The 16,486-nt window shown below is 62.9% G+C and carries 13 protein-coding genes; 5 read left to right on the top strand and 8 right to left on the bottom strand.

Annotation, left to right across the window (positions count from 1 at the left end):
• The 4 genes from nuoM to EPZ47_RS18290 all read left to right on the top strand — a co-directional run bounded on the left by nuoM (position 1) and on the right by EPZ47_RS18290 (position 4,954).
• Positions 1–1,533 carry an NADH-quinone oxidoreductase subunit M gene (nuoM, locus tag EPZ47_RS18275; RefSeq protein WP_135846095.1) on the top strand — a complete coding sequence of 511 codons (1,533 nt, stop codon included), beginning with the start codon at positions 1–3 and terminating at the stop codon, positions 1,531–1,533.
• 7 nt (positions 1,534–1,540) lie between these two features.
• Complete coding sequence (gene nuoN / locus EPZ47_RS18280; protein ID WP_025212979.1) at positions 1,541–3,004, top strand: NADH-quinone oxidoreductase subunit NuoN; 1,464 nt, start codon at positions 1,541–1,543, stop codon at positions 3,002–3,004.
• 170 nt (positions 3,005–3,174) lie between these two features.
• On the top strand, positions 3,175–4,284 hold the full coding sequence (locus EPZ47_RS18285; protein WP_135846096.1) for an NAD(P)/FAD-dependent oxidoreductase: 1,110 nt from the start codon (positions 3,175–3,177) through the stop codon (positions 4,282–4,284).
• A 193-nt stretch (positions 4,285–4,477) separates the two neighbouring features.
• Positions 4,478–4,954: a hemerythrin domain-containing protein gene (locus tag EPZ47_RS18290; RefSeq protein ID WP_135846097.1), complete on the top strand. Its 477-nt coding sequence runs from the start codon at positions 4,478–4,480 to the stop codon at positions 4,952–4,954.
• Positions 4,955–5,008: 54 nt separating this feature from the next.
• On the opposite strand, the gene EPZ47_RS18295 is transcribed toward EPZ47_RS18290, so the two are convergent.
• The 7 genes from EPZ47_RS18295 to EPZ47_RS18325 form a co-directional block, all read right to left on the bottom strand.
• The gene (locus tag EPZ47_RS18295) at positions 5,009–5,887 is read right to left on the bottom strand and encodes a LysR family transcriptional regulator (protein WP_135846098.1); all 879 of its coding nucleotides are present in this window, start codon (positions 5,885–5,887) and stop codon (positions 5,009–5,011) included.
• A gap of 245 nt (positions 5,888–6,132) precedes the next feature.
• Positions 6,133–6,762, bottom strand: a complete 630-nt coding sequence (gene ycaC / locus EPZ47_RS18300) for an isochorismate family cysteine hydrolase YcaC (protein WP_135846099.1) — start codon at positions 6,760–6,762, stop codon at positions 6,133–6,135.
• 146 nt (positions 6,763–6,908) lie between these two features.
• Positions 6,909–8,747, bottom strand: coding sequence for an amidohydrolase (locus tag EPZ47_RS18305; RefSeq protein ID WP_135848030.1), 1,839 nt, complete (start codon positions 8,745–8,747; stop codon positions 6,909–6,911).
• Between the two features lie 118 nt (positions 8,748–8,865).
• A complete protein-coding gene (locus EPZ47_RS18310) occupies positions 8,866–9,504 on the bottom strand; it encodes an antibiotic biosynthesis monooxygenase (RefSeq protein ID WP_135846100.1) in 639 nt (212 codons plus the stop codon).
• On the bottom strand, positions 9,497–9,910 hold the full coding sequence (locus EPZ47_RS18315) for a DoxX family protein (RefSeq protein WP_092144454.1): 414 nt from the start codon (positions 9,908–9,910) through the stop codon (positions 9,497–9,499). The genes EPZ47_RS18310 and EPZ47_RS18315 overlap by 8 nt, the downstream gene beginning before the upstream one ends.
• A complete protein-coding gene (locus EPZ47_RS18320; RefSeq protein ID WP_135846101.1) occupies positions 9,907–10,854 on the bottom strand; it encodes a LysR family transcriptional regulator in 948 nt (315 codons plus the stop codon). The genes EPZ47_RS18315 and EPZ47_RS18320 overlap by 4 nt, the downstream gene beginning before the upstream one ends.
• 138 nt (positions 10,855–10,992) lie before the next feature.
• Positions 10,993–11,814, bottom strand: a complete 822-nt coding sequence (locus EPZ47_RS18325; protein WP_135846102.1) for an alpha/beta fold hydrolase — start codon at positions 11,812–11,814, stop codon at positions 10,993–10,995.
• A 258-nt stretch (positions 11,815–12,072) separates the two neighbouring features.
• On the opposite strand from EPZ47_RS18325, the gene EPZ47_RS18330 reads away from it, so the two are divergent.
• Positions 12,073–14,880 (top strand): ATP-binding protein, encoded by a 2,808-nt coding sequence (locus EPZ47_RS18330; RefSeq protein ID WP_135846103.1) that lies wholly within the window; start codon positions 12,073–12,075, stop codon positions 14,878–14,880.
• Here EPZ47_RS18330 and EPZ47_RS18335 read toward each other — a convergent pair.
• Positions 14,827–16,314: an ATP-binding protein gene (locus EPZ47_RS18335; RefSeq protein ID WP_135846104.1), complete on the bottom strand. Its 1,488-nt coding sequence runs from the start codon at positions 16,312–16,314 to the stop codon at positions 14,827–14,829. The genes EPZ47_RS18330 and EPZ47_RS18335 overlap by 54 nt on opposite strands.
• Positions 16,315–16,486 lie beyond the last annotated feature (172 nt).

Consider the following 16,486-nt stretch of genomic DNA (forward strand, 5'->3'; position numbering starts at 1 on the left):
ATGATTCTGCCCTGGCTAATCCTGATCCCCTTCATCGGCGGCCTGCTGTGCTGGATCGCGGAGCGCTCCAGCTCCACGCTCCCGCGCTGGATTGCGCTGCTGACCATGTCCCTGGAACTCGCGCTCGGCCTCTGGCTGTGGGCGACCGGCGACTATTCATTCGCTCCGGCCCCTGGCGCCGATCCGACCTGGGCGCTTGAATTCAAGCACGTCTGGATCGCGCGCTTCGGCATCAGCGTGCACCTGGCCCTCGACGGCCTGTCGCTGCTGATGATCCTGCTGACCGGCCTGCTGGGTATCCTCTCGGTCCTGTGCTCCTGGAAAGAGATCCAGCGTCACGTCGGCTTCTTCCACCTGAACCTGATGTGGATCCTGGGCGGTGTCATCGGCGTGTTCCTCGCGCTGGACCTGTTCATGTTCTTCTTCTTCTGGGAAATGATGCTGGTGCCGATGTACTTCCTCATCGCGCTCTGGGGTCACAGTTCTTCGGACGGCAAGAAAACCCGGATCTACGCGGCGACCAAGTTCTTCATCTTCACCCAGGCTTCCGGCCTGATCATGTTGGTGGCGATCCTGGGTCTGGTACTGGTCAACTTCAACAACACCGGCGTGATTACCTTCAACTACGCCGACCTGTTGAAAGTGCAAATGTCCAAGACCACCGAGTACGTGCTGATGCTGGGCTTCTTCATCGCCTTCGCGGTGAAGCTGCCGGTGGTGCCGTTCCACTCCTGGCTGCCAGATGCCCACGCCCAGGCGCCGACCGCAGGTTCCGTGGACCTGGCGGGTATCTTGCTGAAGACGGCGGCCTATGGCCTGCTGCGCTTTGCCCTGCCGCTGTTCCCCAATGCCTCGGCCGAGTTCGCGCCAATCGCCATGACCCTGGGCCTGATCGGGATTTTCTACGGTGCGTTCCTGGCGTTCGCCCAGACCGACATCAAGCGCCTGATTGCCTTCTCCAGCGTTTCGCACATGGGCTTCGTGCTGATCGGGATCTACTCCGGCAGCCAGCTCGCCCTGCAAGGCGCGGTGATCCAGATGCTCGCTCACGGTCTGTCGGCGGCGGCGCTGTTTATTCTCAGCGGCCAGTTGTACGAACGCCTGCACACCCGGGACATGCGTGAGATGGGTGGCCTGTGGTCACGCATCGCTTACCTGCCGGCCATCAGCCTGTTCTTCGCGGCCGCCTCCCTGGGCCTGCCGGGCACCGGCAACTTTGTCGGCGAGTTCCTGATCCTGATCGGCTCGTTCGTCAGCGCACCGTGGATCACCGCCATTGCCACCTCCGGCCTGGTGTTCGGTTCGGTCTACTCGCTGATCATGATCCACCGCGCCTACTTCGGCCCGTCCAAGTCGGACGAAGCGCTGCGCGGCATGGACGGTCGCGAACTGATCATGGTGCTCGGCCTTGCGGTGCTGCTGGTTTACCTCGGCGTTTCCCCGCAACCGTTCCTCGACACCTCTGCCGCCACGATGCATGGCGTGCAGCAGTGGCTCGGCACCGCCTTCTCTCAACTCGCTTCGGCCCGGTAAGAGCGCTATGGAATTCACGATTCAACACTTTATCGCGCTTGCGCCGCTGTTGATCACCAGCGCCACGATCATCGTGGTGATGCTGGCGATCGCCTGGCGGCGCAATCACTCACAGACCTTCCTGCTGTCGGTGGCGGGGCTGAACCTGGCCCTGCTGTCGATCTTGCCGGCCCTGAAAGTCGCGCCACTGGCAGTTACGCCGCTGTTGCAGATCGACAGCTTCGCCTGCCTCTATATGGCGCTGATCCTGGTCGCCACCCTGGCCTGTGTCACCCTCGCCCACGCTTACCTCGGCGATGGTGGTTCGGGTTACCCGGGTAACCGCGAAGAACTGTACCTGCTGATCCTGATGGCCGCCGCCGGTGGCCTGGTCCTGGTCAGCGCGCAGCACCTGGCCAGCTTGTTCATTGGCCTGGAACTGCTGTCGGTACCGGTCTACGGCCTGGTGGCCTACGCCTTCTTCAACAAGCGCTCCCTGGAAGCCGGCATCAAGTACATGGTGCTGTCGGCGGCCGGTTCGGCGTTCCTGTTGTTCGGCATGGCGCTGCTGTACGCCGAAGCCGGCACCCTGAGCTTCGTCGGCATCGGCCAGGCCCTGGCGGCCACCGGCCTGCCTAGCCCGATCGCACAACTGGGCCTGGGCATGATGCTGATCGGCCTGGCGTTCAAGCTGTCGCTGGTGCCCTTCCACCTCTGGACCCCGGACGTCTACGAAGGCGCCCCGGCGCCAGTGGCGGCGTTCCTGGCCACCGCGTCGAAAGTGGCGGTGTTCGCGGTGATGGTGCGTCTGTTCCAGATCTCGCCCGTGGCCAGCAGCGGTGTGCTGAGCAACGTACTGACCATCATCGCCATCGCGTCGATCCTGTTCGGTAACCTGCTGGCGCTGACCCAAAGCAACCTCAAGCGTCTGCTGGGTTACTCGTCCATCGCCCACTTCGGTTACCTGCTGATCGCCCTGATCGCCAGCAAGGGCCTGGCCGTGGAAGCCATCGGCGTGTACCTGGTCACCTACGTGATCACCAGCCTCGGCGCGTTCGGCGTGATCACCCTGATGTCCTCGCCATACAACGGCCGCGACGCCGACGCCCTGTACGAGTACCGCGGCCTGTTCTGGCGCCGTCCGTACCTGACCGCCGTGCTGACCGTGATGATGCTGTCCCTGGCCGGCATCCCGCTGACCGCCGGCTTCATCGGCAAGTTCTACATCATCGCCACCGGCGTCGAGGCCCACCAATGGTGGCTGGTCGGCTCCCTGGTGCTGGGCAGTGCCATCGGCGTGTTCTACTACCTGCGCGTCATGGTCACCCTGTACCTGATGGAACCGAACCTGCGTCGCCACGATGCCGAGTTGCACTGGGAACAAAAGGCAGGCGGCGTGATGCTGCTGGCCATCGCCGTGTTGGCGTTCTTCCTCGGTGTGTACCCACAGCCGTTGCTGACCCTGGTTCAGCAGGCAGGCCTGACAGGCTGATCGCCTGAACGCTGTAGCCATCGAAAAAGCCCGTATCGCCAGATACGGGCTTTTTTTATACCTGCTGGTTTCTCAGGGAGTGGCGGGAACATCACACCCGCGCTACACCCACTTCCCCAGCGCGGGCTATCCTGAACCCGCCAACCTGTAGCCCTGAAGGAGGAACAACGTTGAGTGTCGATATCGAGTGCGTCGTCGTAGGCGCTGGGGTCGTCGGGCTCGCCATAGCCCGGGAAATGGCCCAGGCCGGACACGAAGTGCTGCTGATCGAAGCCGGTGAAGCCATCGGCATCGGCACCAGCTCGCGCAATTCCGAAGTCATCCATGCCGGCATTTATTACCCACCGGGCAGCCTCAAGGCGCAGTTGTGCGTCGAAGGCCGGCACCAGCTGTACGACTATTGCCAGAGCCATGGGGTCGCGACTCAACGGCTCGGCAAGTTGATCGTAGCCAAGGACCCGGCACAAATGACCGGGCTCGCGGCATTGCTCGAACGGGGTTTGATGAACGGCGTGGACGACCTGCGCCTGCTCGATCAACGACAGGCGTTGGACCTGGAGCCGGCCCTGTCCTGTGTTGGCGCGTTGTATTCGCCTTCCACCGGTATCGTCGACTCTCACGCGCTGATGCTGGCCTTGCAGGGCGATGCCGAAGCGGCCGGTGCGAGCGTCGCGTTCCACACACCGTTGCTAAAGGCTCGCGTTACCGTCGATGGCTTCGTGCTGGAGCTGGGCGGTACGGCACAGATGAGTTTGTCCTGCCAACGACTGATCAACGCCGCCGGCCTCCACGCCCCCGCCCTCGCCCGCCGCATCGAAGGCCTGGCACCGCAGTCAGTGCCCCGCGAGTATTTGTGCAAGGGCAACTACTTCAGCCTGACCGGCCGCGCGCCCTTCCGGCACTTGGTCTATCCCGCGCCGCAAGCGGCTGGCCTGGGTATCCACATGACCCTGGACCTGGGGGGCCAGGCGCGGTTCGGTCCTGACGTCGAATGGGTCGAGCAGGAAGACTACCGAGTCGACCCGGCACGGGCCGAAGTCTTCTACCCGGCGATCCGCAATTACTGGCCGGGCCTGCCGGACCAGAGCCTGCAACCGGGCTACAGCGGCATCCGCCCAAAGATCTCCGCACCCGGCGAGCCCGCTTGCGACTTTCTCATCAGCAGCCAAGCCGAACATCAGGTTCCTGGGTTGATCAACCTGTTCGGGATTGAATCGCCGGGGCTGACCTCTTGCCTGGCGATTGCCGGGCGGGTCCGGCAACTGATCGAAAGCGTTTAGCCATCAGCAAAGTGCAAGGCGTTTTCCCCAGCTTCTTGCAGCTTGCACGGACATAAAACCAGCGAAAAATACAACCACCTGTTTTTAAACATCTTTTTAACAAGGCCCGACTGGCACGGTGGATGCAATTTACCTCTTACGCGGCGTCGGCGCTTGAAGCCGGCCCGCATCCGTGAATTGCCAGGAGCTACTTATGAACGCCATCGACCTGTTGAAAGCCGACCATGAACGCGTCAAAGCCATTCTCACCCAACTGAGCGAATCCACTGATCGTGCCGTCAAGAAACGCACTGATCTGTTGGCGAAATTGGAAATGGAAATTTCCATCCACACCCGTCTGGAAGAAGAGATTCTGTACCCGGCATTCAAGCAGGCAGGCAGCAAGGACGAGGCCGAGATGTATTACGAGGCCAAGGAAGAACACCGCACCGTCGATTCACTGGTGCTGCCGGACCTGAAAGCCACCGATCCGACCCAGCCGGAATTTGCCGGTCGCGTGAAAGTCGTCAAGGAACTGCTGGAGCACCACATCGAAGAAGAAGAGAAGGAGATGTTCCCCCACGCGAAAAAACTGCTGGGCAAAGCGAAACTCGATGCCCTGGGTGAAGAGATGGAAACCATGAAGGCGCAGTACAAAAAAGAACTGAGCAGTGCCAATCTCGCCGCCTGATTCAAGGGCCGAGGATGCTTCAGCCGTCAGTTGACGGCTGAATGCTGCGGCATTTTATTGCATCTGTTCGCGCAAGAATTCCACCAACGCCTGCACCGGGCGTGAGCTTTGCCGGTGTTGCGGGTAAACCGCCGACAACGTCAGCGGCTCGGTCTCAAAGCCCCCCAGCACCTTGATCAATCGACCGTCCTTCAGAGCCTCGCCGACGATGAAGGTTGGCAGATAGGTGACGCCCATTGCGGCAATGGCCGCATCCCTGAGCAAATCGCCGTTGTTGGCGCGCATGCGTCCACTGACCTCCAACGCCAACGGTTTGCCCGCGCCACCGAATCGCCACTGCACCTGACGGCTGTGACCGTAGGGCAGGCAGTCATGATTGCGCAGGTCTTCAGGTCGCTCGGGCGTACCCCGTTGCGCCAGGTAGGCCGGGCTGGCGCAGTACACCCGCTCAATGGTCGCAATGCGCCGGGCGATCAAGGTCGAATCCTCCAGCACGCCGATCCGTAGCGCCAGATCATACCCCTCCCCCAGCAGGTCCACCGAGCGGTCACTCAAGTCCACCTCTACGCTGACGTCCTGATAACGCTGCAGAAACAGCGGCAACAGACTGCCCAGGTGCGCCACGGCGAAGGACAGCGGAGCACTGAGGCGAACGGTGCCGCGGGGTTCGTCGGTCTGGCCGCTGATGCCCTGTTCCACCTGTTCAACTTCGCTGAGCAGCCGCAGCGCCGCTTCGTAATAGCGCTGGCCCAGGGGCGTGACATCTAACCGCCGCGTCGAGCGATTGAGCAGGCGCACGCCCAGGCGCTGCTCCAGCTCCATGAGCTTGCGGCTGACGAACTGCTTGGACAATCCCAGCTTGTCCGCCGCTGCAGTGAAACTGCCCGACTCCATGACCTGGGCAAAGATGCGCATTTCTTCGAAGGGGTTCATTGTCATACCAGAGTGGACAGTCAGGATGTTCTGTTGGGCATTGTGGTCGGCGTGAGACAGATTGGGAAGGTGTCGCATGTGTCGCCGTCATCGCGAGCAAGCTTTGCGCCCACCTCTGCGCAGCCGCAAGACCTGTGGGAGCAAAGCTTGTTCGCGACAGCGGTGGATCAGCCTGAAAGAAGTGGATGCCAAGCGCAAAAAAACGCCCGCACAAGGCGGGCGTCATTCAGCAGCAACCGTTCAGCTTACTTGGCCGTCAGCGCCGAATAGCTGTTCATCAGGTTGCGGTAGTTCGGAATGCGCTGGGACAGCAGGTTGCCCAGGCCTTCGATGTCGTTGCGCCAGTCTTGCTGCAGCTCACAGGCCACCGAGAACCAGTTCATCATTTGTGCGCCGGCGGCGGTCATGCGCACCCAGGCGGCCTGTTGCACGGTTTCGTTGAAAGTGCCCGAAGCGTCGGTCACCACAAACACTTCAAAACCTTCAGCCAATGCCGACAGGGTCGGGAATGCCACGCAGACGTCGGTCACCACGCCGGCAATGATCAACTGCTTGCGACCGGTGGCCTTGATCGCCTTGACGAAGTCTTCGTTGTCCCAGGCATTGATCTGGCCTGGACGTGGGATGTATGGCGCGTCCGGAAACATTTCCTTGAGTTCCGGTACGATCGGGCCGTTAGGGCCTTTTTCGAAGCTGGTGGTCAGGATGGTCGGCAGTTCGAAGAATTTCGCCAGGTCAGCCAGGGCCAGCACGTTGTTCTTGAACTCGTTCGGCGAGAAGTCCTGGACCAGGGAAATCAGGCCGGTCTGGTGGTCGACCAGCAGGACGACCGCGTCTTCCTTGTTCAGGCGTTTGATAGCGGGAACGTTGCTCATGGGATGACTCCTTTGGGATGGATGTTACGAAACCTTGTGGGAGCGGGCTTGCTCGCGAAAGCGGTGTGTCAGCTTGCGACGTTGTCGGATGTGCCGACGCATTCGCGAGCAAGCCCGCTCCCACAGGGGGATCTGTGTGTAATCAGTCAGAAGGCAAAGCAGGAGCAACCAAACGCGCCCCAGAAGCCTTGGAAATCGCTGACCGGAACGTTCGACAACCGCGCCCGTTCATGGCTGTGGGAGTGCACCGTGCACGGACCGCTGCACTGGTGAACCTGCGCCTGCAAGGGCGAGGTCGGGCGCCAGTGGCCCGGGACCTTGACCACCGGCGACCAGTCCGGCAGTACCGGTACACTGGCCGGCCCAAGCTTTTCGAAGTCGCCGGCGGCGTACACCACCTTGCCGTCGACCACCGTCAACACGGACTCGATCCACTTGATGGCTTCTTCCTCGACGCTGAAGAAATCCGCGCTCAGGGCCGCCAGGTCCGCCAGTTGACCGACCTTGATCTGGCCTTTCTTGCCCTGCTCCGAGGAGAACCAGGCGCTGCCATGGGTGAACAGCTCCAGCGCGGTCAGGCGCGGCAGGCCCTCTTCGTGCAACGAGAGGCCGCCGACCGTGCGGCCGCTGACCATCCAGTACAGCGAGGTCCAGGGGTTGTAGCTCGACACCCGAGTAGCGTCGGTGCCCGCCCCCACCGGCACACCTTCGGCCAGCATGCGCTTGATCGGTGGCGTGGCTTCGGCGGCCTTGGCGCCGTAGCGGTCGACAAAATATTCACCCTGAAAGGCCATGCGGTCCTGGATCGCGATACCGCCGCCCAGCGCCCGGACCCGTTCGATGTTCTTCGGCGTGATGGTCTCGGCGTGGTCGAAAAACCATGGCAGGCCGTTGAACGGGATGTCGCGGTTGACCTTCTCGAACACATCGAGCATGCGGCTGATGGACTCGTCATAGGTGGCATGCAGGCGGAACGGCCAGCGCTGCTCCACCAGGTGCCGAACCACCGGTTCCAGATCCTGCTCCATGCCCGGCGGCAGGTCCGGACGCGGCTCCAGGAAGTCCTCGAAATCCGCCGCCGAGAACACCAGCATTTCACCGGCGCCGTTGTGCCGCAGGAAATCATCGCCCTGGTGCAATTTGACGCTGCCGGTCCAGTTCTTGAAGTCGCTGAGTTCTTCCTTGGGCTTCTGGGTGAACAGGTTGTAGGCGATGCGCACCGTCAACTGCTGTTCCCGCGCCAACTGCTCGATCACCGCGTAATCGTCCGGGTAGTTCTGGAAACCGCCGCCGGCATCGATGGCGCTGGTCAGCCCCAGGCGATTGAGTTCACGCATGAACTGGCGCGTGGAGTTGACCTGATATTCCAACGGCAACTTCGGTCCCTTGGCCAATGTCGAGTAAAGAATCATCGCGTTAGGCCGCGCCACCAGCATGCCGGTGGGCTCGCCCTTGCTGTCGCGCACGATCTCGCCACCTGGCGGGTTCGGCGTGTCACGGGTGTAACCGGCCACCCGCAGCGCGGCGCGGTTGAGCAAGGCGCGGTCATACAGGTGCAGCACGAACACCGGCGTATCGGGAGCCGCCTGGTTGAGTTCTTCCAGGGTCGGCATGCGTTTTTCGGCGAACTGGAATTCGTTCCAGCCGCCCACCACGCGCACCCACTGTGGCGTCGGCGTGCGATCTGCCTGGTCCTTGAGCATGCGCAAGGCATCGGCCAGGGACGGTACACCTTCCCAACGCAGTTCGAGGTTGTAGTTCAGGCCACCACGGATCAGGTGCAAGTGCGAGTCGTTGAGCCCAGGGATGACAGTGCGGCCCTTGAGGTCGATGACTTGGGTGCCGCTGCCGCGCAGGGCCATGGCCTCGGCGTCGGTGCCCACGGCAATGAACTTGCCCTGGCTGATGGCTACCGCGCTGGCGCGGGGTTTCTCACGGTCGACCGTGTGGAGTTGACCATTGAATAGAATCAGATCGGCGTTCATCGGATTTCCTTCTGAATGGGAAGAGGCAAAGGACAGGCGGGGCCAGAAAGCCGCCGCCGCGCTGAGCAGGGATCCGGCGGCCAGTAACTGGCGGCGCAGCGGATCGCTCGGGTCATCTTTATTGGCCATGGTCGGACTCCAGGTGTTCATGGGCCTTGGAGGCTTCCAGCCACGGTGCGAACAGGCGGGTCGCCAGCGGCATGCACACGTACACCACCGAAAGCACGATCGTCACTGTGATCAAGAATGTGGCGACCACGTAGTTGGAGAGGAACGCGTGGAGCTGCAGTAACGGCCCCCAGATCAGCGGCACCAGCAAGGTGTGCGGCAGGATGACCAGCAGCGTCACCACCGCCTGCTTCCAACGCGGCGGTGGCGTCGAGGCATCGGCCAACGGGGCGAACCAGAATTCCTTGTGCGGCGCGACTTCGGTCTGGTCGCCGTCGGCCAGCAAGGGCGCGGCTTCTTCCACCAGGTCCCGGCGTTCGGGGGAATCCAGCCAGCGTTGCATGGCCTCGGTGGAACAGAAACGCAGCACGCAGGTGAACAGCGACAACCCGCCCAGTTTGCCGCGCACCACGTCCACACCCAGGTGGCCCGGCCATTGACCGGCCACGCGCACGATGCGGCGTAACCAGGCCTCGTACGCCGCGTCCTGGCCGGCCTTGATCCGGTGCTTGACCACCAGGGTCACGATTTCATCGAAGCCGGGTTTGGCCGGGCTCGCGGGGGATTCAATGGCTTGAGATTCAGACATGGCGAAGCACTCCAACAAAACGCGTATTGATTGCCAGGCGCCCGGGCCCGGCGATGAACACGCTGGTAAATATGATCAGCAGCAGCCAGCCGAACTGCCCCTCTTCCAGGCTCCACTGCGGGTGCACCACCAACAGCGCCACCGCCAGCAGAAACAGGATAGGCAAGCAGGCCAGGCGCACCAGGACACCGGCCATGATCAGCAGCGGGCACAGCACTTCGGCAAAAATCGCCAGGATCAGGGTCGGCGCCGCGCCGAGGTGAAACGGGTCTTCGATGCGGGTCAGCTCAACGCTGTAGTGCAGCAGCTTCGGCAGGCCATGGACCCAGAGCAAAAACAGCGCGCCACTCAGGCGCAGGAACAACAAGCCCAGGTCCTGCAACGGGCGTTCATCGGTCATGTTCATCGGTGAGCTCCGTCCGGGTCCGCCGAGGCGGCGGCCGGCAGCGGTTGGGACATGTAGGTGGCAATGCGCGAGCGCAGCCAGCGCTCGGCCGGGTCGTTGTCATGCACGCCGCTCCAGACCATCGACAACTCGGCCGCGTTGATCTCGAACGGCGGATCCTCGGCCCGCAGCGCGCAGCCTTCCACCAGCGCGCAGGCGGCGTAGTCGGGTACGGTGGCGATCAGTTCGGTGCCGGCCAGCAACGCCCGCAACCCGCTGAATTGCGGCACCGCCAGCACCACTTTGCGGGCCCGGCCGATGTGGGCCAGGTCCAGGTCGATGTTGCCGCTCAGGTCGCCCGAGAACGAGACCATGGCGTGGGGCCGCGCGCAGTATTCGTCCAGGGTCAGTGGCCCCGGACGTTTGTCGCCGCGCAAGACCTTGCAGGGAATGTCCCGCAGTTTCTTGCGCTTGGCATTGGCCGGCAGGTCGGTGGTGTAACTGACCCCGACGCTGATTTCACCGCTGGCCAGCAGCGACGACATCAGCAGGAAATTGGCCCGGCGCACCACGACGATGATGCCCGGCGCTTCTTCACGCAGTTGGCTCAGCAACGGTGGAAACAGGCCGAACTCGGCATCGTCGGACAAGCCGATGCGAAACACATCGCAACTGGTGGACGGATCAAACGCCTTGGCCCGGCTGACCGCGCTGGAAATCGTGTCCATGGCCGGTTGCAGTTCTTGCAGGATGGCCAGGGCCCGCGGAGTCGGCTCCATGCCGCGACCGTGACGGATCAGCAGCGGGTCATCGAACAGATCCCGCAGCCGCCCCAGCGCCGCGCTCACCGCCGGCTGGCCCATGAACAGCTTTTCGGCGACGCGGGTCAGGTTTTTCTCGAACATCAGCGCCTCGAAAATCACCAGCAGGTTCATGTCGAGGCGGCGTAAGTCGTTGCGGTTCATGGGTGTGAGTCCTATCGATCCTGTGGGAGCGGGCTTGCTCGCGAAAGCGGAGTGTCAGGCGGCGGCAATGTTGACTGTTGCGCCGCCATCGTCGGAACGCCGCCCGGAGCAAGCTCGCTCCCACAGGTTAGTGCGTGGTCAACCCTGGATGAACGCCAGCAGGTCGGTGTTCAACCGATCCTTGTGGGTATCGGTCAAGCCATGAGGTGCGCCTGGGTAAACCAGCAACTGCGCGTTCTTGAGCAACTTGGCGGCTGCGATGCCGGCGGTTTCAATGGGGACCACCTGATCGTCATCGCCATGGACCACCAGGGTCGGCACGTCGATGTTGCGCAGGTCTTCGGAAAGATCAGTCTCCGAGAACGCCTTGATGCAGTCGTAGGTGTTCTTGTGGCCGGCGAGCATGCCTTGCATCCAGAACCAGTCGATCATGCCTTGGGAGACTTTGGCACCCGGACGGTTGGCGCCGAAAAACGCGCTGGCCACATCTTTGTATAGCTGAGAACGGTCGGCCAGGGAGGCCTGGCGGAAACCGTCGAACACCTCGATGGGCAAGCCGCCGGGGTTGGTCGCGGTCCTGACCATCAGCGGCGTCACCGCCGAAATCAGCCCGAGTTTGGCAACGCGCGCGGAGCCATGGCGACCGATGTAGCGCGCCACTTCACCGCCGCCGGTGGAGAAGCCCAGCAGCACTGCATTCTTCAAATCCAGGCGCTCGATCAGCTCGGCCAGGTCATCGGCGTAGGTGTCCATGTCATTGCCGTCCCACGGCTGGCTGGAGCGCCCGTGGCCACGACGATCATGAGCGATCACCCGGTAGCCGTGGGACGCCAGGAACATCATTTGCGCCTCCCAACTGTCCGAGTTCAACGGCCAGCCGTGGCTGAAAACCACCGGTTGACCACTGCCCCAGTCCTTGTAGTAAATCTCGGTGCCGTCGCGGGTAATGAAGGTGCTCATGACATGACTCCTTGAGGTGGGTGGATGGCTTTATGGTCCGGCCATGGGGGGCACCTGCGTGAGTTAAACGTTGTTAATTTTTTCGGGACGGGCGTGTTAATCCCCCCGCTTTCGTGGCGAGGGAGCTGGCTCCCTCGCCACGGGGTTCTATGTTTGGCCAAAAATATGCAAAAGCTCTTCACCGTTGCGCGTGACGCAAAACCTGAGGAATATGCTCGGGGATAACCCCTGCACCGGGACCAGAACATTGAGAGCGACATGAGCCATTACCTCAACCTGCCCGTCGAACAGACCGTGCATTTCGGCCCTTACCGGGTCCATCCTCGCCAGCGCCTGGTGCTGGAGGGTGGGCAACCGTTGCGCCTGGGGCGGCGGGCAGTAGAGATTCTGCTGGTGCTGCTCGAACACGCCGGGCAGGTGGTGAGCAAACAGCAACTGATCGCCCGCGTCTGGCCCAAGAGCATCGTTGAAGACACCAACCTGCGGGTGCACGTCGCGGCATTGCGCAAAGCCCTGGGGGATGGTCAGGCGGGCCAGCGTTACATCGTCACCGTCGCCCAGCGCGGCTACAGTTTTGTCGCACCGGTGTCGCTCGAGCCCTTCGAGCAACTGGCGCGCATCCCGCATCCGTCACTGGCCCGCAACCTGCCGCTGCGCCGTACACGAATGATCGGACGCCAGGCCTTGGTAGACGCCTTGGTGGCCCAGTTGCCGCGAAAACGCTTTATCACGCTGGTGGGTACCGGCGGTATCGGCAAGACCACCGTCGCCCTGCGGGTCGCCGAACAGTTGATCGGCCACTACCGCGACGGTACTTGTCTGCTGGACCTGGCAGCGCTCAACGACCCGGCCATGATCGCTCCCAACCTGTGCGCGCTGCTGGATTTGCCGCTGCATGACGGCGACCCGCTGGACACCATCGCCCGCCAGCTCAAGGAGCGGCATCTGTTGCTGGTGATCGACAACTGCGAGCACCTGATCGACGCCATCGCTCTACTCTGCGAAACCCTGCTGCGCGGCGCCCCTCACCTGCATGTCCTGGCCACCAGCCGCGAAGGCCTGCGTGCCGAAGGTGAGCACGTGCAGCGCCTGGACTCCCTGGCGTTCCCGCCGCGAGAGACGCCTATCGAGGGTTATCCCGCCGTGGAGTACCCGGCACTGCAACTGTTCGCCGAGCGGGCCATGGCCAGCCAGGACGACTTCGAACTGACCGACCACGAAGTACCGTTGGTGATCGACATCTGCCAGCGGCTGGACGGCATTCCCCTGGCCATTGAACTGGCCGCCGCGCAAATCGGCCGTTTCGGGCTGGAGGAACTTCACCGACAACTGCAAGACAGCGTCGCCCTGCTGCACAACGAAATCGACGCCGCACCGCGCCAGCAAACCCTGCGTGCCACGCTGGATTGGAGCTTCGCGCTGCTTATCCCGTGCGAGCAGATCTGCCTGCGGCGGCTGGCGGTGTTCATGGGCAGTTTCAACCTGACATCGGCCGCCGCAGTGATCATCGGCCAGCATGTGGCGCCCGATCAGGTGCTGGTGTCAGTCAGCCAGTTGGTCGCCAAATCGTTGCTCAATGTAGAGATTGGCGATGAAGAGGTGCGCTATCGGCTGCTCGATACCACCCGCAGCTATGCCTTGGAGAAACTGGCCGAAGCCGGGGAACTGGCGGCCAGCCAGGAACGTCACGCCGAGCGTTGCCTGACGCTGATGGAGCAAGCCGAAAGCGACTGGGAAAACACCCCCACGCGGCTGTGGATCGCCCGCTACGCTGCCTATCGCGACGACATCCGTGCGGCGCTCGACCGGGGCTTGGGTCCACAGGGCTCGCACACCGTGGCAATCCGCCTGACCGCTCGCACCCTGCCCCTCTGGCAGGAACTGTCGCTGCTCAAGGAGCACGGCCTTTACGTCAGCAAAGCGTTGAAATTATTACAAGCCAGCCCCTCGCCGTGCCCAAGGCTGACCCTCGCCCTGGAACTGGCCCACGCCAGTTTCAACTACCACACCGAGGGTGGCACGCCGGCCACCGTCCGCGCTTTCGTCACGGCCCGGCAACTGGCGCAGCACTGCCAGGACCTGGCGAGCGAACTGCGGGCGGTATCGGGGCACATGACCGTCAACCTCAGTCGTGGCAACTATCGGGAGGCGCTGGAACAAAGCCAGGACTTCGACCGGCTGGGGCCCCACGGCGACCCGAACCTCTCCCTGAGCACCCAACGCCTGCGTGTGCTGGCGCTGCATTTTACCGGTGACCAGGGCGCGGCTCGACGCGATGCCGAGCAGGTGATCCAGCGCCTGGCCCAGAGCGGCCATCTCAGCCGGTTCAGCCACGGTTTTGGCGTGCAATACGACCAGAGCGTGGCTGCGCTGACGATTCTGGCGCGCATCCTCTGGCTGCAGGGCTTTGCCGAGAAAGCCCGACGCACCGCCAACCTGGCGTTGCAGATCGCCTTGCAGATCAACCACGGCATCTCGATCTGCTACACCCTGGCGATGAGCGGTTGCGTGATCGCCCATTACAACGGTGATCACGCAACCGCCCGAGAAAGGCTCGATCTGTTGAAGCTACAGGCGAAAAAACATTCGGTGATGCTGTTCCATGACTGGGCCCGCCACTACGACTGCGCATTCACCGGTGAAACCCTGGAGGCGAGTCCGACGGCTGCCGGGCTGATCCGCGACATCGTGGTCACGCTACGGGCCGACTTCGTTAGCCAGGCGCAAATCGAACGCGCCCACGACGGTGCGGCGGGCTGGTGCTCGGCGGAGATCCTGCGGGCCGGCGCCGAAAACTGGCTGACACACAATGACCCATCCCTTGAAGGGCACGCCGAAGAACAATTGCTGGCAGCCCTGACCGTAGCCCGGCGGCACAACGCCCTGGCCTGGGAACTGCGCAGCGCCATGTCCCTGGCCCGGTTATGGCAACGCCAGGGGCAGGAACACGCCGCACGCGATCTGCTCGGGCCGGTCTATCGACGCTTCACCGAAGGGTTCGATACCCCCGACCTACAGGAAGCCGGCGCGCTGCTCCAAAGGTTGAGTCAACGACTGGAGCCCTGAGCGGCAGGGTTGCCAAGCCTCCTGCAACACGTAATGCCGCTGGAACACCTGCCACTGGCCGCTGCGCCGCAGCTTTTCCAAGGCATAGGCGCGGGTGGTGTGGAGCAAGTGAAAGCGCCCCCCTTCGGCGTGCTGCTCAAGCATCACCAACGACTGACTTACCAATCGTGACAGCAGCCAGGGCAGTTGCCCGACACCCAGCTCGGCGCAACTGATCACCGCCATCGCCGCCCTCAGGCTGAAGGGTGCCTCGAACACCGCCAGACGCTGGAGCACCGCTTGTTCATCAGTGCTCAAGCGCTCGAAACTCCAATCCAGCAAGGCCTCCAGGCTCCGGTGGCGGGCCACCGCCGTGCGTCGTCCATGGCTCAAGAATGACAGGCCAAAATCCAACTGCTCCAGCACTCCTGCCACCCCTAACGCATCGACCTGGACTGCCGCCAACTCCAACGCCAGCGGCAAACCGTCCAGGCGGTGGCAGATTTGCGCAATGGTCAGCAAGTCGCGCTCACCCGGTGTGAAGCCTTGCTGCCGGGCGCCGACCCGATCGATCAACAGCTGCACGGCCGGGCACGCCAATATTTGATGCTCCGGCTCAAGGGGCGACGCCACCGCCAGGCCCTGCAACTGCACAACATTTTCATCCGTGATACCCAAGGGTTCGCGACTGCTCAACAACAGCGCCACCCCAGGTGCCGAGCGCAGTGCCTGGGCCAGCTCCTGGCAGGCGTCGAGCACATGTTCGCAGCCATCGAGCACCAACAACATTCGACAGGAGGCCAGTTGCGCGCTCCAGTGCGCGCCTGCCAAACCGAGCGTGCGAGCGACCTGCACCGACACCTGCGAAGAGTCGCTGGTGGCGGACAGGTCAACGAACCAGGCACCGTCGTCAAAATACTCCAGCAACAATTCCGCTACCCGCGACACCACCGTGGTCTTGCCAACACCGCCCGGACCGGTCACGGTGGTCAAGGGCCGACGGGGCACATCGGCCAGTAACTGCCCCAGCACTTTGTCGCGGCCGATCAGCGGGTTCAGCCGGGCCGGCAGGTTGTGTCGCGCGGACCATCGGTTGGGACACCGTTCGACACTCGCCTCCAAGGCCACGGAGGCGGCAAAACAATAGCCTTGCCGGGGATGATTGAGGATATAGCGACAGCCGTCCCGCCCATCGCCGAAGGCCCGCCGCAGCGCCGCGATGTGCACCCGCAGGTTGATTTCTTCCACGACGCTGTCAGGCCATACATGCGCGATAAGTGCTTGCTTGCTGACGAAGCTGCCGGCGTGCTCGACCAGCACTTGAAGAATGTCCAGGGCACGTCCGCCCAGCGCCAACGGCTTGCCGTCACGGGTGACCAGCCGCTGCTGTCGGTAAAAGGCAAACGGACCGAAGCCCAGCGCCGGCTCGGTATCGGGTTTGACGAAACTGTTCATGGGCGATCCAGCGCCGGGTAACCGGGGCGGGCATGACGTTGCAGGTCAGCGAACGCGTCTGCCCTGGCTCCTGCGCATCCTTTCCAGAGGGTTCGCCGTTATCTTGGCAGTCGCAGCCCACAGGACAATGCTGGCACAGGGAGCGTCACGGACATCACGGTGCCCTGGACGG

It is taken from the genome of Pseudomonas viciae (genome assembly GCF_004786035.1).
Classification (GTDB): Bacteria; Pseudomonadota; Gammaproteobacteria; order Pseudomonadales; family Pseudomonadaceae; genus Aquipseudomonas; species Aquipseudomonas viciae.

Bases quoted from the DNA above. Each gene is read 5' to 3' on its own strand.
- nuoM (WP_135846095.1), top strand. From the start codon at position 1: ATGATTCTGCCCTGGCTAATCCTGATCCCCTTCATCGGCGGCCTGCTG.
- nuoN (WP_025212979.1), top strand. From the start codon at position 1,541: ATGGAATTCACGATTCAACACTTTATCGCGCTTGCGCCGCTGTTGATC.
- EPZ47_RS18290 (WP_135846097.1), top strand. From the start codon at position 4,478: ATGAACGCCATCGACCTGTTGAAAGCCGACCATGAACGCGTCAAAGCC.
- EPZ47_RS18295 (WP_135846098.1), bottom strand. From the start codon at position 5,887: ATGAACCCCTTCGAAGAAATGCGCATCTTTGCCCAGGTCATGGAGTCG.
- ycaC (WP_135846099.1), bottom strand. From the start codon at position 6,762: ATGAGCAACGTTCCCGCTATCAAACGCCTGAACAAGGAAGACGCGGTC.
- EPZ47_RS18305 (WP_135848030.1), bottom strand. From the start codon at position 8,747: ATGAACGCCGATCTGATTCTATTCAATGGTCAACTCCACACGGTCGAC.
- EPZ47_RS18310 (WP_135846100.1), bottom strand. From the start codon at position 9,504: ATGTCTGAATCTCAAGCCATTGAATCCCCCGCGAGCCCGGCCAAACCC.
- EPZ47_RS18315 (WP_092144454.1), bottom strand. From the start codon at position 9,910: ATGAACATGACCGATGAACGCCCGTTGCAGGACCTGGGCTTGTTGTTC.
- EPZ47_RS18320 (WP_135846101.1), bottom strand. From the start codon at position 10,854: ATGAACCGCAACGACTTACGCCGCCTCGACATGAACCTGCTGGTGATT.
- EPZ47_RS18325 (WP_135846102.1), bottom strand. From the start codon at position 11,814: ATGAGCACCTTCATTACCCGCGACGGCACCGAGATTTACTACAAGGAC.
- EPZ47_RS18330 (WP_135846103.1), top strand. From the start codon at position 12,073: ATGAGCCATTACCTCAACCTGCCCGTCGAACAGACCGTGCATTTCGGC.
- EPZ47_RS18335 (WP_135846104.1), bottom strand. From the start codon at position 16,314: ATGAACAGTTTCGTCAAACCCGATACCGAGCCGGCGCTGGGCTTCGGT.